Annotated in this window: 21 protein-coding genes; 9 read left to right on the forward strand and 12 right to left on the reverse strand. The window is 42.1% G+C overall.

Annotated elements, in window-relative coordinates:
- Positions 1 to 394: 394 nt before the first annotated feature.
- From PSYCG_RS12095 to PSYCG_RS12140, 10 genes are all read right to left on the reverse strand, one after another.
- Positions 395 to 811: a F0F1 ATP synthase subunit epsilon gene (locus PSYCG_RS12095; RefSeq protein WP_020444433.1), complete on the reverse strand. Its 417-nt coding sequence runs from the start codon at positions 809 to 811 to the stop codon at positions 395 to 397.
- A 104-nt stretch (positions 812 to 915) separates the two neighbouring features.
- Entirely contained in the window at positions 916 to 2349 is a 1434-nt protein-coding gene (gene atpD / locus PSYCG_RS12100) for a F0F1 ATP synthase subunit beta (RefSeq protein ID WP_011514633.1), read from the reverse strand.
- 50 nt (positions 2350 to 2399) lie between these two features.
- On the reverse strand, positions 2400 to 3281 hold the full coding sequence (gene atpG, locus PSYCG_RS12105) for a F0F1 ATP synthase subunit gamma (protein ID WP_011514634.1): 882 nt from the start codon (positions 3279 to 3281) through the stop codon (positions 2400 to 2402).
- Between the two features lie 261 nt (positions 3282 to 3542).
- Entirely contained in the window at positions 3543 to 5087 is a 1545-nt protein-coding gene (atpA, locus tag PSYCG_RS12110; RefSeq protein ID WP_011514635.1) for a F0F1 ATP synthase subunit alpha, read from the reverse strand.
- Between the two features lie 91 nt (positions 5088 to 5178).
- Positions 5179 to 5802 carry a F0F1 ATP synthase subunit delta gene (locus tag PSYCG_RS12115; protein ID WP_020444434.1) on the reverse strand — a complete coding sequence of 208 codons (624 nt, stop codon included), beginning with the start codon at positions 5800 to 5802 and terminating at the stop codon, positions 5179 to 5181.
- 13 nt (positions 5803 to 5815) lie between these two features.
- Positions 5816 to 6286, reverse strand: a complete 471-nt coding sequence (locus PSYCG_RS12120) for a F0F1 ATP synthase subunit B (protein ID WP_011514637.1) — start codon at positions 6284 to 6286, stop codon at positions 5816 to 5818.
- Positions 6287 to 6403: 117 nt separating this feature from the next.
- Entirely contained in the window at positions 6404 to 6652 is a 249-nt protein-coding gene (atpE, locus tag PSYCG_RS12125; protein WP_010197960.1) for a F0F1 ATP synthase subunit C, read from the reverse strand.
- Positions 6653 to 6685: 33 nt separating this feature from the next.
- Positions 6686 to 7552 (reverse strand): F0F1 ATP synthase subunit A, encoded by an 867-nt coding sequence (gene atpB / locus PSYCG_RS12130; protein WP_011514638.1) that lies wholly within the window; start codon positions 7550 to 7552, stop codon positions 6686 to 6688.
- Positions 7553 to 8231: 679 nt separating this feature from the next.
- A complete protein-coding gene (locus tag PSYCG_RS12135; protein WP_020444435.1) occupies positions 8232 to 8630 on the reverse strand; it encodes an ATP synthase subunit I in 399 nt (132 codons plus the stop codon).
- A gap of 295 nt (positions 8631 to 8925) precedes the next feature.
- Positions 8926 to 9855, reverse strand: coding sequence for a metal ABC transporter solute-binding protein, Zn/Mn family (locus tag PSYCG_RS12140; RefSeq protein WP_020444436.1), 930 nt, complete (start codon positions 9853 to 9855; stop codon positions 8926 to 8928).
- A gap of 287 nt (positions 9856 to 10142) precedes the next feature.
- On the opposite strand from PSYCG_RS12140, the gene PSYCG_RS12145 reads away from it, so the two are divergent.
- The 6 genes from PSYCG_RS12145 to gluQRS all read left to right on the forward strand — a co-directional run bounded on the left by PSYCG_RS12145 (position 10143) and on the right by gluQRS (position 15727).
- Positions 10143 to 10664, forward strand: a complete 522-nt coding sequence (locus PSYCG_RS12145) for a Fur family transcriptional regulator (RefSeq protein WP_020444437.1) — start codon at positions 10143 to 10145, stop codon at positions 10662 to 10664.
- Between the two features lie 57 nt (positions 10665 to 10721).
- Entirely contained in the window at positions 10722 to 11453 is a 732-nt protein-coding gene (locus tag PSYCG_RS12150; protein WP_226939313.1) for a metal ABC transporter ATP-binding protein, read from the forward strand.
- A 74-nt stretch (positions 11454 to 11527) separates the two neighbouring features.
- Positions 11528 to 12361: a metal ABC transporter permease gene (locus PSYCG_RS12155; RefSeq protein ID WP_020444438.1), complete on the forward strand. Its 834-nt coding sequence runs from the start codon at positions 11528 to 11530 to the stop codon at positions 12359 to 12361.
- A gap of 309 nt (positions 12362 to 12670) precedes the next feature.
- The gene (locus PSYCG_RS12160; protein ID WP_020444439.1) at positions 12671 to 13510 is read left to right on the forward strand and encodes a metallophosphoesterase; all 840 of its coding nucleotides are present in this window, start codon (positions 12671 to 12673) and stop codon (positions 13508 to 13510) included.
- 523 nt (positions 13511 to 14033) lie between these two features.
- Positions 14034 to 14474, forward strand: coding sequence for an RNA polymerase-binding protein DksA (gene dksA / locus PSYCG_RS12165; RefSeq protein ID WP_011514645.1), 441 nt, complete (start codon positions 14034 to 14036; stop codon positions 14472 to 14474).
- Positions 14475 to 14737: 263 nt separating this feature from the next.
- Complete coding sequence (gene gluQRS / locus PSYCG_RS12170) at positions 14738 to 15727, forward strand: tRNA glutamyl-Q(34) synthetase GluQRS (RefSeq protein WP_020444440.1); 990 nt, start codon at positions 14738 to 14740, stop codon at positions 15725 to 15727.
- A gap of 48 nt (positions 15728 to 15775) precedes the next feature.
- Here the strand turns inward: gluQRS and PSYCG_RS12175 are convergent, their stop codons facing one another.
- Both PSYCG_RS12175 and murD read right to left on the reverse strand, forming a co-directional pair.
- Positions 15776 to 16900, reverse strand: a complete 1125-nt coding sequence (locus PSYCG_RS12175) for an FtsW/RodA/SpoVE family cell cycle protein (protein ID WP_020444441.1) — start codon at positions 16898 to 16900, stop codon at positions 15776 to 15778.
- Positions 16901 to 17337: 437 nt separating this feature from the next.
- Complete coding sequence (murD, locus tag PSYCG_RS12180; RefSeq protein ID WP_020444442.1) at positions 17338 to 18753, reverse strand: UDP-N-acetylmuramoyl-L-alanine--D-glutamate ligase; 1416 nt, start codon at positions 18751 to 18753, stop codon at positions 17338 to 17340.
- 521 nt (positions 18754 to 19274) lie between these two features.
- Between murD and PSYCG_RS12185 the strand changes: the two genes are divergently transcribed.
- From PSYCG_RS12185 to PSYCG_RS12195, 3 genes are all read left to right on the forward strand, one after another.
- Positions 19275 to 20774 carry a SulP family inorganic anion transporter gene (locus PSYCG_RS12185; RefSeq protein WP_011514649.1) on the forward strand — a complete coding sequence of 500 codons (1500 nt, stop codon included), beginning with the start codon at positions 19275 to 19277 and terminating at the stop codon, positions 20772 to 20774.
- Between the two features lie 145 nt (positions 20775 to 20919).
- Complete coding sequence (locus PSYCG_RS12190; RefSeq protein ID WP_020444443.1) at positions 20920 to 21774, forward strand: universal stress protein; 855 nt, start codon at positions 20920 to 20922, stop codon at positions 21772 to 21774.
- A 439-nt stretch (positions 21775 to 22213) separates the two neighbouring features.
- Positions 22214 to 22552: a P-II family nitrogen regulator gene (locus PSYCG_RS12195; RefSeq protein WP_011514651.1), complete on the forward strand. Its 339-nt coding sequence runs from the start codon at positions 22214 to 22216 to the stop codon at positions 22550 to 22552.
- The last annotated feature ends 18 nt before the right edge of the window (positions 22553 to 22570 follow it).

Raw genomic sequence — 22570 nt, forward strand, 5'->3', positions numbered from 1 at the left:
GCTTCCTATACTATAGCTTATAGTCGTTAACAAAACCTATAAACTACGACCATTAAAACTTTATTTTACGTGCAAAAATCATACCGTTTATCGTATTCAAAAAGCGTCAAATAACTTTATTTGCTCATAACCGTTTTGCTATGTCTAAAGCTTTTGATCATAAGCCTGATCATTAAGTAAAGCGCATAAAACAGCTCAACTCTATAAGTTAGCAAACTATTTTTCAACCCTTAATATAACCATATATTGCCGTTGTTGCTAGTAGCTTTTTGGCTAAAAGCTAAAAACCATCACTATCCAATAAAACCAACAGCCATAAAAAAACAGCCCATAAAGGACTGTTTTTTTATTATTGCTTACAAGAGTAAATATTTACTCTTACAAACAAAAAATATTAAGCACGGTTTTTGTACTTACGGATGGTCTGTAGCTGTGCAACAGATTCCGCTAATGACGCCAAGGCAGCATTAGTTTGTACGGTATCCGACTGGTTGACCAGCATTTGCTCCGCTTTCGTACGTGCTTCAACGATTTTACTTTCGTCAAGATTGTGCGCACGCATGGCAGTATCAGCAAGTACAGTGACCATTTTTGGCTGTACTTCTAGTACGCCACCTGAGACGTAAATCACTTCTTCTTCGCCATTTGGCGTTTGTACGCGCATTGCACCTGGCTTTAGCAAAGTAATAAGCGGAGTGTGACCTGGCAATATACCAATCTCGCCTTCGGTACCACTAGCTATTAACATGCTAATTTCGCCTGAATACAACTCTTCACGAGCACTTACGACGCGACATTGTAACGTTGCCATACTTAATTCCTTACTATCAAAGCGCGATCAAAAACGCAACACGTTACTAAAGAGTAGATATAAAGTTTATATTACACCTACTTTTTAGCGAATACTAATACCACTTACGCAGCAGAAGACTTCATTTTTTCAGCTTTAGCAACGACTTCGTCGATACCGCCAGCCATATAGAAGGCTTGCTCTGGTAAGCTGTCATATTCACCTGCGATGATTGCTTTGAAGCTAGCAATGGTATCGCGTAATGGTACATATTTACCAGGTGCGCCAGTGAAGACTTCAGCGACATGGAATGGCTGTGATAAGAAGCGCTGAATTTTACGAGCGCGATAAACAACCAGTTTATCTTCTTCTGATAACTCATCCATACCCAAAATCGCGATGATGTCTTTTAGTTCTTTATAGCGCTGTAGAACTTCCTGAACACCACGAGCAACGTTGTAATGCTCTTCACCAATAACCAATGGATCAAGCTGACGTGACGTTGAATCTAGTGGATCAACCGCAGGGTAGATACCTTGTGAAGCGATATCACGGCTTAGTACCACAGTTGCATCCAAGTGAGCAAACGTCGTTGCTGGTGATGGATCAGTCAAATCATCTGCAGGTACATATACCGCTTGTACAGAAGTAATAGAGCCTGATTGCGTAGAAGTAATACGCTCTTGCAGCATACCCATCTCTTCAGCAAGTGTTGGCTGATAACCAACCGCTGATGGCATACGACCTAGCAGTGCTGATACTTCAGTACCGGCTAGTGTATAACGGTAGATGTTATCAACAAACAACAATACGTCACGACCTTTGCCAGTAGCAGGATCTTTCGTATCACGGAAGTATTCAGCCATGGTCAAACCAGACAGTGCAACACGTAAACGGTTACCCGGTGGCTCATTCATCTGACCGTATACCATCGCAACTTTAGATTTGCTAAAGTCTTCAGTGTTTACAACGCCAGCTTCTTGCATTTCGTGATAGAAGTCATTTCCTTCACGCGTACGCTCACCAACACCCGCAAATACTGATAGACCTTCGTGCTTAAGCGCGATGTTATTGATTAATTCCATCATGTTGACGGTTTTACCAACACCAGCACCACCAAACAGACCAACTTTACCACCTTTAGCAAACGGGCAAAGTAAATCGATTACTTTAATACCAGTCTCTAACAGCTCAGTACTGTTTGATTGTTCTGCATAGCTTGGCGCTTCACGGTGAATTGACCAGCGCTCATCTGCTTGCACTGGACCTTCTTCATCGATAGGACGACCAAGAACATCCATGATGCGACCTAGCGTACCGATACCAACTGGCACAGAAATTGGGCCACCAGTATTGGTAACTGGAAGGTTACGCTTGAGTCCTTCAGTAGAACCCATAGCAATCGTACGTACGATGCCATCACCCAGCTGTTGCTGTACTTCTAAAGTAGTTTCGGTGCCATCAACTAGCAAAGCATCAAAAATCTTAGGTACTTCATTACGGTTGAACTCAACGTCAAGAACCGCGCCAATAATCTGTACAATACGACCGCTACTCATTGCGTTCTCCTGGAAATTCTGTATATATTGGGTTTTATAAAGGGTTTCAATTATGAAACAGCAGCAGCACCGCCAACGATTTCCGATATTTCTCGGGTAATCGCCGCTTGACGCAGCTTGTTATAAACCAACTGTAAATCGTTAATTAGGTCGCCAGCATTATCTGTCGCCGCTTTCATCGCAACCATACGTGAGGACTGCTCAGAGGCAATGTTTTCCATTACCGCTTGATAGACGATAGACTCAATGTAACGTCCAAGCAATTCATCAATCAATGTTTTGATATCAGGCTCGTAGATATAATCCCAACTAAGTTCTGTCTGAATGCCACTCTCTTCTTCACCAAATGCGCTCTCTGGTAAAGGTACCAACTGATTGACCGTTGGCTTTTGGGTCATTGCATTGACAAACTTATTATAAACCACATAAATGCGATCTATTTTACCGTTTGTATAATCGTCAAGCATCGCTTGAACTGGTGCATTTATCTGCTCAAAAGTAGGTTTATCACCATAATCAGTTACGGCTGAGGTGACTTTACCACCAAAGCTTTTAAAGAAGCTGACACCTTTAGCGCCAATGACAGCAAATTCAGCTTGTACAGACTGCTCTTGGTATTTCTGGATATTCTTAGATAAGGCTTTGAATAAGTTGATATTCAAACCACCCGCTAGACCACGGTCAGATGTGATGACAATATAGCCAACTCTATTGACTGGACGGCTTACCATATACGGATGTTTATAATCGGATGAGGCATGCACCAAATGCGAAATAACCCGGCGCATACTATCAGCATACGGGCGACCCACTTCCATGCGCTCTTGGGCACGGCGCATTTTACTGGCGGCTACCATTTGCATAGCGCGAGTAATTTTCTGGGTGCTTTGAATACTGGTGACTTTGGCACGTATTTCTTTTAAGTTTGCCATAATGATTCCAATATAAGAGGGTTAAAAAAGCATTGGCGCATGCAACAATATTTCAATATAAAACGGTATTCTCATTAACAATGTACAATTTAGCATTGCATCATTGTTTAAATGTTTTAATATCTTGTGGCATGACGCAACCATATACCATGAGTTGTGACTAAAGTGGCGCTGCTGTCTTAATAAAAAGCTTATCAGACAACGCGCCACTCCATAAGCTCTAACACTAAAGCCACAACAAAACTGGCTTAACCCGTTAAATTAATAACTGTGATTTTGTTTAAAAGTCTCTAAAGACGATTTTAAACGACCTGCGATATCATCGTTATAATTCGCAGTGTCATCAATCTCTTTCATTAAGTCGGCTTGCTCATCATGCATGTAGCGTAAGTAAGCTTCTTCAAAAGAACCGATTTTTTCAACTGGTACGTCTGCTAAGAAACCTTCGTTTGACGCATAGATAACAGCGGCTTGCTCAGAGATTGACATTGGCTGATACTGTTTTTGCTTCATCAATTCAGTCACACGCTCACCGTGGTCAAGCTGTTCACGAGTCACATCATCAAGATCTGATGCAAACTGAGCGAATGCTGCAAGTTCACGATACTGAGCCAGTGCGGTACGGATACCACCAGACAGTTTCTTAATAATCTTAGTCTGAGCAGCACCACCAACACGTGATACCGAAATACCAGCGTTCACAGCCGGACGGATACCTGAGTTAAATAGGCTTGACTCTAAGAAAATCTGACCATCAGTGATTGAAATCACGTTAGTCGGTACAAATGCAGATACGTCACCTGCTTGGGTTTCAATGATAGGTAGCGCAGTTAAAGAACCTGTTTTACCAACCACTTCACCATTAGTGAATTTTTCTACGTACGCCGCGTTTACGCGTGATGCACGCTCAAGTAAACGTGAGTGTAAGTAGAATACGTCACCAGGATACGCTTCACGACCTGGCGGACGACGTAATAGTAGTGAGATTTGACGATACGCTACTGCTTGTTTTGATAAATCATCAAATACAATCAGTGCATCTTCGCCGCGGTCACGGAAGTATTCACCCATCGTACAACCTGAGTACGGTGCGATATATTGTAGTGCTGCTGGCTCTGATGCTGACGCTACTACAACAGTAGTATATTCAAGGGCACCAGTTTGCTCAAGCTTACGTACCACGTTAGCAATGGTAGAACGCTTCTGACCGATTGCAACGTATACACACTTAATGCCAGATGATTTCTGTGCGATGATCGCATCGATAGCCATCGCGGTTTTACCCGTCTGACGATCACCAATGATAAGCTCACGCTGACCACGACCGATTGGAATCATAGTATCAACAGACTTATAACCTGTCATTACTGGCTGATCAACTGACTGACGATCGATAACGCCTGGGGCGATCTTCTCAACTTTGTCAGTCATTTTGGCATTAATAGGACCTTTGCCATCAATAGGGTTACCTAAAGCATCAACAACACGGCCTAGCAACTCAGGACCTACCGGAACTTCAAGGATACGACCAGTACAATAGGCTTTTTGACCTTCTTGTAGTTTTAGGAAGTCACCCAGTACTACTGCGCCAACAGAATCACGCTCTAAGTTGAGCGCCATTCCGTAGACTTCACCTTCAAACTCAATCATTTCGCCGTACATGGCATCTTCAAGACCATGAATCTGCACGATACCGTCAGATACTTTGACAATCGTGCCTTCATTCTTTGCAGTTGCACCCGCATCAAGGTCTTGAATGCGCTGCTTAATCAGGTTACTGATTTCCGCTGGATTCAATTGTTGCATTGCCTTGTTTCCTTTAATTTATGATAACCCGCCACTGACGTAAATGCTCTTATATCACGCATGCTTACTTAAGCTACGTTAATGATTGGCATTAGGCCGTTAGCTGTGTTTTTAACTGTTGTAACTTGCCGCGCATCGAATCATCGATGACTTTGTCACCGACTTTGATCGTAACGCCTGCCAAAAGACTGGCATCCACCGATTCATGAATCACTACGCTAGCATTTAGCGAAGCAGCAAGACGTGCTTGTAGCATATCACGCTGATCATCGGTTAATGGATAAGCAGAGGTCACATAAGCGTCAAGCTGCTTTAAGCTTACTGCCTTGTGACGGCGATAATGCTCATAAACTTCAGGAAGCAGCGCCAGACGCTCTTGTTCTGATAACTGTTTAACGAAGTTACTAAATGCTACTGATACTTTTGGATAGCTGGCGTTGCTGTCAGGGCGAACCCCTTTATTTGCATCTAACAACTGCTTAAAAGCAGAATCATTAGCGCTAGCTACTTGCGTATCATAAAGATCGACCAAAGCAGCTGACTTATGCTCAGCAGAAACAGCTGGATTGTCTAGCCAAGTACTGAACGACTTGTCATTGACAACGGTGGCGGCAACAAATAAGAAGTCTTCCCACTCATTTACTGCCCCGTTTTCATTGGCATAGTCAAACGCGGCTTTAGCGTACGGTCGTGCTAAGGTTGATAAGTCAGCCATTATATCCTCACAATTACAGCTTCGCCGCCAGTTGGTCTAACATGCTGGCATGTTTTTGCACATCGACTTTGTCTTGCAAAATCTTTTCTGCACCAAGTACCGCCAATTCAGCAACTTGGGCACGTAATGATTCACGTGCTTGATTGATTTCTTGGTCGATAGAGGCTTGCGCTTGTTGACGAATGCGCTCGCCTTCCACTTGGGCTTGCGATTTTGCATCTTCAACAAGTTGATTGGCGCTTTTATTTGCTTGCTCGATCAGAGCAGCAGCTTTAGTCTTTGCAAGATCAAGCTCCTGCTGTACATCTCGCTCCGCGGTCGCCAAATCTGCTTTTGCTTTTTCTGCGGCATTTAAGCCTTCAGCAATTTTACGCTGACGGTCATTAATTGCGCCGATAAGTGGTGGCCACACGAATTTCATGCAGAACATCACAAAGATTGCAAAAGCAATGGCTTGACCGATGAGGGTAGAATTGATATTCACGTGATCACCTCTTTGTTAATGAAAAATCAGTTTCATTGATCATATTTGATAGCCAAACTTTGGCTATGGTTAAGATACAAAATTTGACTACCAAACATTTACAACTGAGCTTTCTGATTAACCTGCTAGAGGGTTAGCGAACAACAATAGCATAGCAATACCAACACCGATCATCGGAATAGCATCAAGAAGACCTGCTACGATGAACATACGAGTTTGCAACTGTGAACCAAGTTCTGGCTGACGTGCAACGCCTTCTAGGAATTTACCACCTAGAATAGCAAAACCAATACCTGTACCTAGTGCACCTAAACCGATAAGTAGTGCTACTGCGATAACTGTGTAACCACCTAATACTGGATCCATGGATGTATCCTCATTTACCTATTGAATGTCTAATTAATGTTCAGTTGATGATGCAAGTGACATATAAACTATCGTCAGCATCATAAATACGAACGCTTGAAGTGTAATAATTAAGATGTGGAAAATAGCCCACGGTACTGATAACGCCCATTGAATCCAAAACGGCATTAAGGCAATCAGTATGAAAATCAACTCACCAGCATACATGTTACCGAATAGTCGTAAACCTAAAGAGATAGGTTTCGCTATCAAAGTAACAAACTCTAAGATAAAGTTGATGGGTATTAAAATAATTTGTACGATAGGGTTTTTGGCACTAAACGGATGCAGTGTTAGCTCGCCAACAAAGCCGCCCAAACCTTTTTCTTTGATACTATAAAATAGAATCAGTATAAAAACAGAAAAAGACATGCCAAGCGTGATATTAGGATCCGTGGTTGGAACAATCTTAAAGTACACATGATGTGGATCATGTCCCATCAGTGCGCCGATTTGGCCAGCAATCATAGGGATAAAGTCGACGGGTAGTAAATCCATCAAGTTCATTAAGAATATCCATACAAAGATAGTCAACGCCAGAGGCGCAATCAGCTTTGAGGTACCACTATACGAATCACGAACGTTGTTATCAACGAACTCAACGATCATCTCAACCGCAGCCTGAGTTTTACCCGGCACGCCTGAAGTGACTTTCCTAGCGACCATCCAAAAGATGGCGCAGAAAACAATGCCTAGACCAATTGACCAAAGCATAGAATCAAGGTGGATAGCTTTAAAGCCCATTGCACTAGCTTCTTCAGCATTATAGGCAACTTTCCAACCTTCGCCCGGCAGATAGCCGTACGTCCAGTTCGTTAAGTGGTGAGAGATATATTCTGTTGTTGTTTGCTCGCCTGCCATAATGTCAGCTTCTTATTAATCAACGATTTAATCAACTACCAAAAATATGGTTGTCATCTGATGAGAGTTTAGTATGTTTATCTGCCTTACAACAAAGCAAGCAAATGACTCATGCTAACACGCTCATGTAACCAATAACATCCAACCCATAGTTCTATGACTCATGCTGATTTGATAGCGTAAGATAAATTTTAGCTATCAAAAAAGGGCTTATGATAGTTCAGTAATAGCCCTTTACATGTGTACGCAAAATTCTTATGTATATGTTTACTTATTACTGTGTTTTGACAGTTGACGCTTAATACAGCGCTGTTAAGTAAAATATTTAGCTGCATATATTAATGCAGGGTTGTATTCGTGTAAAGTCAATTGTGACTTTTTTATCCGCTGTATGAATAAGTTAGCTGCTAGTGGCGTTTAACACCGTTGCTTCGCATCTATAATTAAATTGTAAGAATTTAATTATAGATAGTAGTAAACGCTCATTTCGCGCTCCCCTACCCGCACATTACTGCACGCTACCTTATATCAAACGCTCATATCACGATAGTTGGTACTGTCCTAAGACAATTATTATGCTTCGACTTTCTAAAATCAGTCATAGAGAAGCTGGACGGCAGGGTGACTTGCTAAGCGCAATGAATACTGTAACTATGTATATAGTTATCATTTATTAACACTAGCGTATATGCCACAACATCCAACTGTGACTAATTTGCATTACCATAAAACCGATAAACAGCGCTGGCGCAGATAGGGGTTGTACGGTAATAAAAATTAGTGCGAAACCAAACACAGTCAATAGCCATTTGGCCATCTGACCCCGATAAAGCTGGCTAACAATATGTAAGCGCGCGTGATATCCGGTATACCAAAAGATAAAAAAGGCAAAGACCGCTTGCGTGGCAAAACTTAGCAAGGCACCAATAGCGGTGCTTTTTGCAACGGTTAGCGAACTGTGCAGCCACATCGTATCTACAAGCCAAGCAATAATAATAAGGATAAACAGTATCCATGCTTGACGTTTGATATAAATACCAACCTTATCTTTCTGTGTGCGTTTGGCAGGCTTGGTCATCGGTATTCCTATAGCCTTAAACATTTGGATTATATCGCTATCTAATATCATTGCGACACTATTATCCGTGAATGGCTCACTCTACAGATGTTACCTTTTAACCAAAATTAAACGCCACTTATTATAGGGAGCGAGCCCCTTTTAAGCAAGTAAAATATACCTTTTATCAGTCACCTAGCTCAATCATCCAGAATTCGGATACTTAAGCGTAGATAACCAGTCTTTGACCAGCACTATATCACAGTCTTTAGGGATTCTTAATTAACAGTTTCAATCACTTATTCTAATAAGTCCATTATGATATACATTGGCGAATCTGCTGTGCCATTGTTTGCCACCCACTGACAAAGTCTTTACTATTACTCATATCTTCTGCCTGAACGGTGTCTTGAACGGGCTGTAACTTGGCAAGTAAACCTTTGGCAGGCACACTTGGACTGACCAGACACATCTGCTTAGCTGGGCGCTGCTCGTTAAGCCAGCGTAATTGACTGGCTTTTGGTGCTAAATGATCATCAGTACTTAAGCTGCCAATGAGCTGTAGGTTGATGCTGTTTTCCATATATTGATAAGCATCATGATAAGCCCAATACGGCAAAGGTTTTTGTTTAGCACTACTGTTTGCCACTGCTGCATCCATACGTTGGGCAAATTTTTGTGCATTGGCATGATAAAGTTCTTTATATTGCGGATTGGCATGACTATGTATGACGGCAAGCGCACGGGTAATGGCTTTGGCGTTGTTAGGATCCAACCAAATATGTGGATCAAGCGTGCCAGCGATAGGCTTGCCTTTGATATCACGCAAAGGATGGCGATTAAAAGCATCAAACTTAAATAAAGCGATAGAGTTAGGCGCGTCGTTTAAATTTGCTGCCAAGTTATTTTCTAGTGACTCACCAAACCAAACCACAAAGGTGCTGTCTTGAATTGCCTTAATATCGCCGGGGCTGATACTACCATGATGCCCAACCTCTCCTGCTTGTAGCAACTGCTTAGCAGGGGGCGCGCCTTCAGTAACTGCTTGGCTTAACAAAAATAATGGATAATTACTCACACTCACCGTTGCCGCTTGAGCTGGTAACGCCAAAAACCCTAACATCAACAAGCTAGCTATTAAGCAGTACTGCTGTGTTAATTGCTGCACTTTATGCAAAAGGTTCTTTTCTTGAACGTTTAAGCTGTTATCTACAATCGGCGTGGCTTTATGAGCATTGGCAATCATGCGTTATTGATCCTATTAAGTCATTGAACTGCGATATCTTTAATATATTAAATTTCTAATCATTATGTTATACTATAACATAATAAAATCCCACTTTTATTTTGCATTTCAGCTATTCTGTTTTTGCTAACCGCAGTCCAACCTATAAAAGCAATGTTGACTAAAAGTAATAGTAAGGTTTGGCAAATCTACGTATTGCTATAGCCATTTACCGTTATACTGTGCGGAATTTAATTAAAACCGAATGCTTTCTGCATTTATTGAAAATGCTTTTGGGAGTTTGTGCTATGCCGACCACTTCATCGAACTGTGAGCATGCTCATGACGTGCAAGATTTTACGCCACAGGATGTGACCGAGCGTTTAGAAGCAGCAAAAGAGCAGTCTCGTATGCGAGGTGTGCGTTTTACCCCCTTACGGCAGCAGATATATACGCTGGTATTGCAAGCCAATAAACCAGTGGGCGCTTATGATTTAATCACTCAGTTACAGCAAATGCGACTCTTAGATAATGACAGTGAGCTTGAGGGCAAGAAAAATGTCGCACCGCCAACTGTATATCGCAGTTTAGAGTTTTTATTGAGCGAAGGCTTGATTCATCAGCTGACCTCTATCAATGCTTATGTACCTTGCTGTCATCCACGCGCTCATCATACGGCAGCCTTTTTAATTTGTGAGCAGTGTCAACGCGTACAAGAGTGTAGCAGCTTACCTGTGCAAGAGATGATGAGCTTTGCTGAAGAAGATATCGGCTTTACCGTTGCTCGTAGTGTGATTGAGCTGAGCGGTCGTTGCCAAGCCTGTCAGTAAAAATTTAGATTACTGTTATATTTAAACCTATTCCCTATCCATATGCGCGGTCATCTGATGAATAATACAAGTAAGCTGCTGAACTTAAGCAATGTCAGCTACTATATTGGTCAACAACGTTTACTGTCTAATATTAATATTGACATTGCAGTCAATGAGACGGTAAGCGTTATTGGTCCCAATGGTGCGGGCAAGTCGACGCTGGTTAAGCTTATTTTGGGACTGATTGTACCAACATCTGGACAGGTCACGCCTTCTGAGCCTTTACAGATAGGCTATGTGCCGCAACGATTTTCTGTGCCACCAATACTGCCATTACGTGTCAGCGACCTTTTAGCGCAAGCCTGTAAAAAACGCCTTACGGCAGAGCAGCGGCAGTTTATATTTGATAAATTATCATTGACCCATTTACTCTCGCGGCAGATGCTGCACCTCTCTGGTGGTGAAACTCAACGGGTATTATTGGCAAGGGCGTTATTAGATAAGCCCAACTTATTGATTTTAGATGAGCCGATGCAAGGTCTTGATCCTGAAACGGAGGTTTGGTTGTATCAATTTATTGATGAACTACCGGAATTTTTACGCTGTGCTATGTTAGTAGTCTCGCATGATTTGCACTGGGTCATGAAAGGCAGTCGACGAGTGATTTGCTTGAATAAGCATATTTGCTGTGAAGGTCAACCGAGCGAGCTTGCCATCAGCAGTGAGTTTCAAAAGCTATTCGGTCATCATTACGAGCAGCCGTATGTCCATCAGCCGCATGCCTGCGAGCATCACGCACCAAGCTAGCTATCATAAAGTCAGATGGCTTAAATCAAAAACGACCTGATTACCTTTTTTATAAAAATTTACGGATATGTATTATGAGTGCTTGGTTAGCCATTATTGCGCCTGCTTGGATTGCCGGTAGTATTTTAGCATTGCTTTCAGCACCTTTAGGATGCTTGGTGTTGTGGCGACGTATGGCTTTTTTCGCTGATGCATTAGCACATGGGACATTACTAGGTGTGGCACTGGCGGTATGGTGGCAGATGCCAATGGGTATCGGTATTGCATTGGTCAGCGTGATGGTGGTATTGGGACTGGTATTTATGGATGATGAGCGCTTACCAGCCGATGCTGTACTAGCAGTGGTTGCCGTATCCTTACTGTGTCTGGGATTATTAACTTTAACCCAACTAACCGATCAGCAAGCAAATGTCTTAGGGTTCTTGTTTGGTAACTTGCTTGAGCTTGATTGGGCAGATTTGCCCTTAATTGCTGGCAGCGTACTAGTCGGATTAGCATTACTCATTTATATATGGCCTGCCCAAATTAAATTGGCAACCCATGAAGCTTTGGCACGTATACAAGGCATTAACCCTACTCGCCAACGTCTGTTTTTTATGGGCGTATTAGCAGGGTTCTGTGCCATCGCTTTGCAAGCTGTTGGCAGCTTATTGATCAGCGGCTTACTGGTATTGCCAGCTCTTACTGCTCGCCTGTGGTCAGCGTCACCAAAACAGATGGTAATTATCGCCCTATTTACAGCACAACTTGGTGTGACACTCGGTGTATGGGGTAGTATTTGGCTTGATATCCAAACTGGACTCTCTATCGTCTTGGTCTTAGCCAGTTTGTTCTTTACCGCTTTAATCATCTCAAAACTGACCACATCAAAATCCATATTGGCAAAGTTTTGGTCGCCACGCCGTTAGAAGGTAGGCCATTTGCTATAACACACTATAGCCACAGGTAATGCTCTCAAATATCTCTTTCCCTTGCACAACTTTATTTCATTAAAATTACTAAAGCTTTCATACGTTTAATGTTGTAAAATTTCACTAATGCTATCAATATGATAGTTAATGGCGCTTTACGCAAGAGGGAACACCCTTCTTATCAGCAGTCTAAAATGCGCTCTATAAAAACGACATTGAGAAATCAGGTGAGCTGCCATGCTGCATTTAATTATCTGAATATCCTAAAAGTGTTCATTGTTAGTCTTCGATAAGGGACAAAATTTAATGCCAAGCTATCCTGTGAGTGCCGTCAGCACGCCAGACGGACAGGTGAATGTATTGCAAATCACTGATTTGCATCTATCATCACATGTGCCGGCTTCTGCTGATGAAACCAGTAGTGAAGTCGCTGTTTGCCAATATAGTTTTGAGGCAATTATCAAGCAAGCATTGAGCAAAGAGATACGGTGTGATTTAATTATTGTAACAGGCGATTTGGTCAATAAAGTAGAGCCTGCTATTTATGACCATATTTTTACAGTATTGAAGGAGACGGGCATTCCTTTTGCCTGTATTGCTGGCAATCATGACGTGACTGATGAGATGGGTGAGGATTTACCTTTTTACCAACGGACGCTGATTGCGAGGGCTTCTGACCCACGTCTGCTTAGCCGTCATTTGATTGAATCTGAGCATTGGCAGCTGCTTTTACTAGACTCGTCGATTACTGGCAAAGTAGAAGGCGAGATTACGGCGACCGACATTGATTGGGTACGTGAGCAGCTAGCATCTTGTGCTAAGCCCGCGCTCATCGCGCTCCATCATCATGTATTGCCCGTAGATTCCGAATGGATTGATAGCCATATGGCAGAGAATGCAAAGGAGTTCTGGCAGCATATAACCCCTTTTGAAAATCTTAGCGTTATTATCAATGGACATACCCATCAAGAGCAAACACGCCATCATCAAGGTGTTGCTGTATATAGTACTCCTTCTACCTGCTATCAATTTAAGCCGTTTGAAGACAATTTTACCTACGATAAAAATATGCGCCCAGGGTATCGTTGGTTGCAATTAGCCAACAATGGAAAGGTTGCAAGCTGGGTTGAAAGACTAGATACTTGACGACCAGTTTTATTGACTAGAATTGATTACTTGTCTGGCTATAATGGTGCTTTGAGGCTGTCGGCTATATTGCTCGCTGATTTTGCTTGATTCGTTATAGAATGGCTGGCACAGTATAGGTTGATATCAATATAACTAATCGCATTTTTGTCTTGAGAGCTATATTTTGAAGACAGCATTACAAACGATAGATAGTGATAAAAATGACAACAGTTTAATATATCATTAGGCAATATTATAATAGCTAGGATGGCTACATCGACCACAATTTAAGTGTTCACAGTCAGTGACTTATTATTTTATTTAGGCATAACCATTTAAATAAAAATATTTATGACAATATACTTGACCATTGATACGTCATTATCAGCATATTGAGACAAACATTTTAATCAGATCAGTTGTGTTACTAAGTGGTAAAACGTTTTATAAAGGGAAAATTTATAGCGTTTGGTAAATTGATAACGTCTGGTCTTTTGACAGCACGTTTTATTGAATTAATTTGAAAAAGTAGGATACCCATATGAGCACCCTGACCACGAATCCAAGTGATGTTAAGTTTACGCCTTATGCACCTGCCAAAGACGAAGAGTATATGTCTGATGAGCAGTTGGCACATTTTAAGGCAATGTTATTAGACTGGAAGCATCAGCTTATCGGTGAAGCGGATCGCACCAAGACTTATATTCAAGATGAGTCGAGTGCCATGCCAGACATCAATGATCGCGCCACTCAAGAAGAAGAGTTTGCGCTGACTTTGCGTACACGTGACCGCGAACGTAAGCTTATTCGCAAAATTGACAAGTCTATCTCAGAAATTGAAAATGATGATTATGGTTTTTGTGAAACCTGTGGCGTAGAGATTGGTTTGCGTCGTCTTGAAGCACGTCCAACAGCAACTCAGTGTATTGATTGCAAAACATTGTCTGAGATTAAAGAACGCCAAAACCAAGGTCATACCTAAAAGCGCTTAGGTTTGCTAAATACAAGATATAGTGAACTGAAGCCATTTTGATTAAGCATGACAATAACGACGAGCGACCATTGATTGGTCGCTCGTTGCGTTTTATAAATAGGCTTTACGCAGGTTGACGAGTCACCAACAAAATAAGCGTATTTGTTAAATATCTTTTTATAATGGGATTGTTTATTCTATTTATCTCTCCAGTCATTTTACAATAACTGTCTATGTTGAAAACCTCTACCCCGTCTAAGTCAGAAAAAACTATGCCAACCAATATTGAATTGACGCAGCCTATCGGCCGTTTTGCGCCTTCACCCACAGGTGAGCTGCATCTAGGTTCGTTAACGACCGCGCTTGCAAGCTTTTGTCATATCAAATCACTCGGTGGCAAATGGTTATTACGTATCGAAGATACGGACACCGAACGTTGTGACAGACAGTTTACCGAGCAAATTTTGATAGATTTAGAGGCGCTTGGGCTCAACTGGGATGACGATGTTATTTTTCAGTCTGAGCGCATTGATATTTATAATGATTATGTCTCTTCAGTATTAAGTCCTCTGACTTATGGCTGTCAGTGCTCACGTAAGCGTTTAGAGCATTATTGGACACAGCAAGAACAAAAAATAGCGCTTAATGATGTAAAATTATCCACTGACTTGTCTATTAACGATAATAGAAAAGTAGATAGCGATCTACAGCCTAATAGGCAACGTTATCCACGTTTTTGTATTGAGGAGGATTTAAGTCCTATACAACATAAACTGCGTATACAGCTGCCAGATTACTGTATTGGATTTAATGATGGTATTCAGGGCATACAGTGGGATAATCCGCAGCAAACTTTAGGGGACATGGTGGCTCGACGTCAAGATGGCATGATTAATTATATTTTGGCGGCAAGTCTTGATGATGGACTACAGCAAGTCACCCATATCATGCGTGGTTTGGACATCTTACCGATGACGACTGCTCAAATCAGTATCATGCAAGCAGCACGCTTACCGACGATTAATCATTGGTATCATCTGCCTTTGATATGCAATTCAGATGGTCAAAAACTTTCCAAGCAAAATCTTGCGCAGCCTATCGATACCCGTCATCCAAGTAAATTACTTGCGTATGCGTTAAAGCTATTAGGGCAGTTACCAGTCGAGCATGACTCGCCAGAGCGTATGCTAAATCAAGCAATTGCTCAATGGGATAACACGCCATTACAAGGTAGGCAGTCTTTAAATGTGCCCACTATTTAATAAAAAAACGCCGCTATAAGCGACGCTTCTCTAAATCAAAAACACCAATTAGTAATAGCGACATTGGCTCTTTTCAATCTCAGGACTTTCTTTATAAATCTTTAGTAGTACCGCCACCATCACTAAGCTAATCAGCATTGATGAGCCACCATAACTAAAGAAAGGCATTGTCAAACCTTTAGTCGGAATTGCACCCATATTCATTGCAGCATTGATAATGGTCTGTGCAATAAATACCACTGCAATGCCAAAAGCAGTATAGCTCATGCGCATCTGCCGACGCTTTAGAGCGGTATAACTGATACGCATGGCACTACCGATAATCAGCGCTTCAAGTATTAGAATCATCGTCACCCCAACGAAACCCAATTCTTCACCCGTAATGGCTAATAAAAAATCGGTATGCGCTTCTGGCAAATGCGACAGTTTTTGCACGCTTTCACCATAACCAACACCAGTAAACTGTCCACGGCCAAAGGCAATTAAACTGCGTGCCAACTGATAATCCGTATCTTGCACATCATCAAATGGGTCTAGAAAAGACATCACTCGTACCAATCGGTACTGTACCGTTGCAACCATTAATACTGCGCCGCCGATAGCGACCGCACCCAAGGCGATAAACTGTTTATAAGGAGCACCAGCGATATAAAAAATCGCAAAGACCATACCAATAATAACCACAAAGGAGCCAAAATCTGGCTGCGCTAATAATAGGAAGGTTATCATCCCAACCACTAACGCAATCCTTAAAAAGCCATCCCAACCATTACGAACTTCGAATGAGCGCCGTACGACAAAGTCTGAGACAAATATAATCATTACAAGCTTTGCAAGCTCTGCTACCTGAAAGTTGAATCCTGCTAAGGTTAACCAACGCTTCGAGCCATTAATGGGCGTGCTAAATAAGGTTGCAAATAGCAAGGCTCCCGTAATGGCTAAGAGTATAAATTGAGTTTCGGTCTTATATAAGGTCTTTAAGGATACAACCCGATAAGAAACCGCTGCGATAGCCAGTCCAATGCCCATGTATAGAAGCTGATTGTAGAAAAACTTTAGCTCTGTCATGCCGCGACTGAGCGCAAAAGGAATAGACGCCGAAGCCACCATTAACAGGCTCAGAACCAACATACAGCCAACGCTAGATAATAAAATCGCGCGCGCAGATGGCATAGATAAAACGCCATCTGAACCGTTAGGTTGTCGAGATTGAAAAGAAGAACGAAAGAGAGAAGAGAGCGCCATAATTTTATATACACTAGCAAACGAAAAAACACGGCGTTTATGCAACGCCACCGTTTAAAAATTAAAAAGAGATATTGTTAAATAGACTTGACTAAAAAGTTGCGCATAAGCAAGTGTCGATTAGAAAACCTTCAATGAATACTCATCAAAGTATTCATTGTCTCTGCTACAGCCTGTAATTCCTGACCGTAATGCTTTTCTTTGACAGTAGCAGCAATTTATAAGCAAAACAATCATTTATCCAGAAAATGCTTGTCGTGTTTACGATTATAAAGCGCAGGTCACATAATATTGTAACAAGGCGCTTTATAAGACTGAATAGGGCGATATAAATGCTTAGGTTTTGCCGTTCATGATCGAAATCTTTAAGACACAACATCCAATTGTTTAACGAGCTGGCTAAAGTGCTCGCCGCGCGCGACAAACCCATCAAACTGATCGAAGCTTGCACAAGCAGGTGACAATAATACCGCCTGTACTTGCGACAAACTACTTGCTGTTACTTGCTCAATCGTCGCAAAAGCATTTTCTAATGTCTGACATTGATGCAGGCTGACCTCATCGCTGAGACCCGCTGCACGTAAATGCTGCTCAATCTGCTTACCGTCTTCACCAATAAACAGCACTTGACTCACATATTGATTGATAAAGGTCGAAAGTTCACCGAACTGCTGACCTTTACCTTGACCGCCCAATATTAATAGCAGCTTACCGTCTTTTGGCGCATAAACTGCACCTAAACCTTCAACAGCCGCCATAGTTGAACCAATATTAGTGCCTTTAGAGTCATTAAAATAATCAATACCAGCGACTGTAGAGACATATTGGCAGCGATGCTCAAGCCCTGCAAACTGCTGCAAAGTAATGAGCATACTTTCAAGCGGCAAACCAGCAAGCTCGCCCAATGCCAACGCTGCTTGGGCATTGAGCAGGTTATGACGCCCTTTTATCTTAAGTTTGTCTGCCGATATTAGACGCTCTGTGCCGCGTGCCAAATAAGTCTGTCCGGCGGTATCCGTAATAAGTCCATAATGTCCCTTGTTAGGCGCATGGATACCAGTACTCAATCTTGGCAAACTGTCTGATACCAGTGGCCGAGTCAAGGCATCTTCTCGATTAATCACTACTGATTTGGCGCCTTGAAAGATACGATGTTTGGCTTGGTGATAGCCGAGCATATCCCCATGACGATCTAAGTGATCAGGCGACATATTGAGGACTGTCGCGACCTGCGCTCCTAAGTTGGTGACCGTTTCTAACTGAAAGCTGGATAACTCTATAACCGCCAGCTCCATCTCTTTATTACTCAGTAGGCTCAGCGCTGGAACACCAATATTACCGCCTACGCCAACATTGATGCCTGCATCTGCCGCCATTTGTCCGACCAGTGTCGTAACGGTGCTCTTGGCATTTGAACCTGTAATCGCAACGATTGGTACCGTACAAGCCTCACAAAATAGCTGAATATCACTGACCACTGGAATATTTGCAGCTCGTGCCGCGGCAATGGCGACATTATTTAAAGAGATACCAGGGCTGATAATAATCCGTGCCGCTTGTTGTAATAATTCGGCATCGATCGCACCAAACTGCCTGATATCAATAGTAGCAGGTAGTTTATCTGCTAACGCAGGATTTTCCTGATTGTCAGTGACGGCAACTTGGTAGCCTTGCTCGGCCAAATAATGCGCGACCGATAACCCCGACTGCCCCAAACCGACCACGACTTGTAAACCACTGCCTTTATGAAGTAAGGTTTCTGTTGCGGTGCTAGCGGTCATGGCTTTTCCTTTTATGAAACGAATAAATAAACGAACAAAATGATATCAAGAAAACAGACAATCAATGTACTGCACATATCGCCTGAACCATTTGATTAAAATGAATAGCATGATAACGGTATCAACCATATTTCGGTACTGATTTTTCAATACTTTATACAATGAGACGGCGGTTTTTATATTGAGTGGCTAATGCTATAATAGCGACCTTAGTAAGAGCGACTATATTGACGACAACTTCAGCATAGCATTTTAGTTTAGCATGTTGTCACGACTATCGTGCGACTGTCGCCTCTTATTAGCAATGTTTCATATTACGCTAATAGTATGATAGGCATGTTCTCCCTTATTTTTCATCATATGTATTTTTATAATTTTTCTGACGGTTTATCTGTCTTCTTCTACCGCAGACCATGATTGCGGACACAGTTTTATCATTCTAGAAATGCTCATCACAATGCAATCATTCTGTCACTGAGTAATGATTGCTTTTTTTGTCCCCAACTATATGCAGTTTACTTATGACATCTTTTTTTGGTAATTTACGTGAAGAGTGGTTTTCCAATATTCGTGGCGATACCTTATCGGGTTTAGTCGTTGCTCTGGCACTGATTCCAGAGGCCATTGCCTTTTCTATCATCGCCGGTGTCGACCCAAAAGTTGGTTTATATGCCTCATTTTGCATCGCAGTAGTCATCAGTTTCGTTGGTGGACGTCCGGGTATGATTTCGGCAGCTACAGGAGCCATGGCACTGGTCATGGTTGACTTGGTTGCCGACCACGGTCTGCAATACCTACTTGCTGCAACCTTATTGTGCGGTGGTATTCAAGTCGTTATGGGCATCTTAAAGCTGGGTAATCTGATGCGTTTTGTATCGCGCTCAGTCGTTATCGGTTTTGTGAATGCGCTGGCAATTTTGATATTTGCCGCGCAGTTGCCTGAGCTCAACCCTGCCACTGAACGCGTTGGTCTGACGGTTTATATAATGACTGCCGCAGGTTTGGCGATTATTTATTTATTTCCCCTCATTCCTAAAATTGGTCGCGTTATTCCATCGCCACTGATTTGTATTGTAGGCTTGACAGCTGTTGCCATGTATATGAATCTTGATATTCGTAACGTTGGCAGTATGGGCGACTTGCCAGATTCATTACCGATGTTTTTGCTTCCTGATATTCCCCTAAACTTGACTACCTTACTTATTATCGCGCCTTATTCTATCGCGCTTGCCATCGTAGGTTTGTTGGAATCTATGATGACAGCAACCATTGTCGATGAGCTGACCGATACACCAAGCGATAAAAACCGTGAATGCCGTGGTCAAGGTATCGCTAACGTCGTATCAGGATTCTTTGGCGGTATGGCTGGCTGTGCAATGATTGGGCAGTCAATGATTAACGTAAAATCTGGTGGGCGTACCCGTTTATCATCGCTCATCGCTGGTGTCGTACTACTGATTATGGTGGTGTTTTTAAATGATTGGGTCAGCTTGATACCGATGGCGGCGCTGGTAGCTGTGATGATTATGGTATCTATTGGTACCTTTAACTGGCAGTCTATTCGTGAATTTAAGACCCATCCTATGTCATTTAATATTGTCATGCTAGCGACAGTTTTGACCACCGTTTTTACTCACAACTTAGCATACGGCGTGGGTGTTGGCGTACTATTATCTGCTTTAGCTTTTGCTAACAAAATTGGTCAATTCTTAACCGTATTTAGCGAATATGATGACAGTAGCAATACGCGTTATTATTACGTTCAAGGGCAAGTGTTCTTTGCATCTACCACGCAGTTTTTGCAAAGCTTTGATACCAAAGAGGCATTAGATAATGTTCACATCGATGTGAGCCAAGCGCATTTTTGGGATATCAGCGCAGTAGATACCTTGGATAAGCTGGTGATACGCTTGCAGCGCGAAGGTATTGAGGTAAAAGTCGTTGGATTGAACAGTGCCAGCCGTACGCTTATCGATCGTTTTTCGATTCATGATCGCCGAGATATTGGCTTATTAGATTAGCACTGTATGTGTGTTATCAAGCTGATATAAACGAGTGGTTTATTGATCAGTAATTATATTGGTATATAAATCAGGTTGGGCAGTTGAGCGCCATATCTCGACTGCCCAGCTTGCATTTAAGTTATTGAAATGATGTGATGCCTTTATGAGTAATTTGAAGCCAGATAGCGTGATTGCCTGCTTAGACTGCCCAAACCATGTGCAAGCTGTATTGGAAGCAAGCATGTGGGCGTCTATCCGCTTGCAAGCCCCGATTGGACTGCTGTATTCGGTGCCAAGCTTACAGCAAAAGGCAGCCGTTGATTATTCAGGCTGCCTCAATATTGATGATGAAAATACCTTACTAGATCAATTCACTACAAAAGAGCACTTGAGTAATTGCGAGTTAAAAGCGCAAGGTAAGCTTCTTTTACATCAAGCAAGCAGCTATTGCGAGCAGCAACGTCACAAAATCAAGACTTATACGCTGCATCGGCATGAAAAGCTCGATGACAGTATTAATTATGTTGATGACCAAGCCCAACTTATCGTGATTGGTCATCATGTCACTTGTAAATCGACTCTAAGCCAGCTTATCCGCTCAAGTCACTGCCCCATTTTGGTGACTCATGCACCATTTTTGCCCCCTACCAGTGCTTTATTTGCGTTTGATAATAGTCCTACTTCGCACAAAATGCTGAATTGGCTTTGTAAAACACCTTTAGTGCGCGCCTTGATGATCCATATCGTCATGGTCGGCAAAGAGAACTCTGAAAACTGCGATGCATTACGTGAAGCCTACGCGCGCCTAAAACAAGCTGGTATTAAATGCAAAAAAACCTTGCTCGACTGCCGTGATGTCACTGCAGCGCTAACCTACTATCAACGTGACAACGATATTGGTCTACTGATGACAGGTGCTTTTGCCCAGCCGCGTTTGATTGAGCTACTCAAAGGCAGTGACACCAAAAAGCTATTAGGTAGCACCACTACTCCGTACTTATTGTTCCCCAAGGCCTAAAGACAGCCTCTTAGCTTATTCTTTTTGACACTCAGGCTACTTATTTATCGATATAGAGACTACTCTTTATATCGATAAACAGGTAGCCTTTGTCTTTGCTAGCTGTTTTTATATCCTACAATCATTTAGCAAATCATCACAGGAAATAAAGCCATATCCTCCCCCAAGTGATTAAAAAGTTAGTTATAATAAAGTTTGTATTCATGTAACGTTACAGGTTAATTGTCTATTTATACACAGTAAAATGAGGATTATATTTGCTGTATAGACGCCATTTTTGTCATTGTGCTAATGATTTTGAGTAAATGCGCCTTATTTTACCTTCCCCCTTGAGTAAGTTTGGCACAATTCTTGAATCATTTAATATAAGCATGATCATAATATGTTGCATCAAATGGCATCTATTGACCTGCGACATCACCCATATAAGGATTTTTTTATGAAGCTAATCACTGCGATCTTAAAACCGTTTAAGCTCGATGATGTGCGTGAAGCGCTTTCTGACATTGGTGTAAAAGGCGTTACCGTCACTGAAGTCAAAGGTTTCGGTCGTCAAAAAGGTCATACTGAGCTCTATCGCGGCGCCGAGTACGTGGTGGATTTTTTGCCTAAAGTAAAAGTGGAAGTGGCGGTGATGGATGAGATGGTTGAGCCAGCTATTGAAGCTATCACGCGTATCGCTAGTACCGGTAAAATCGGAGACGGTAAGATATTTGTGACCAATCTCGAGCAAGTCATTCGTATTCGTACGGGTGAGACAGGTCCTGACGCTATCTAAGCGCAAGACTTACCTATA

The organism is Psychrobacter sp. G, from assembly GCF_000418305.1.
Taxonomy (GTDB): Bacteria; Pseudomonadota; Gammaproteobacteria; order Pseudomonadales; family Moraxellaceae; genus Psychrobacter; species Psychrobacter cryohalolentis.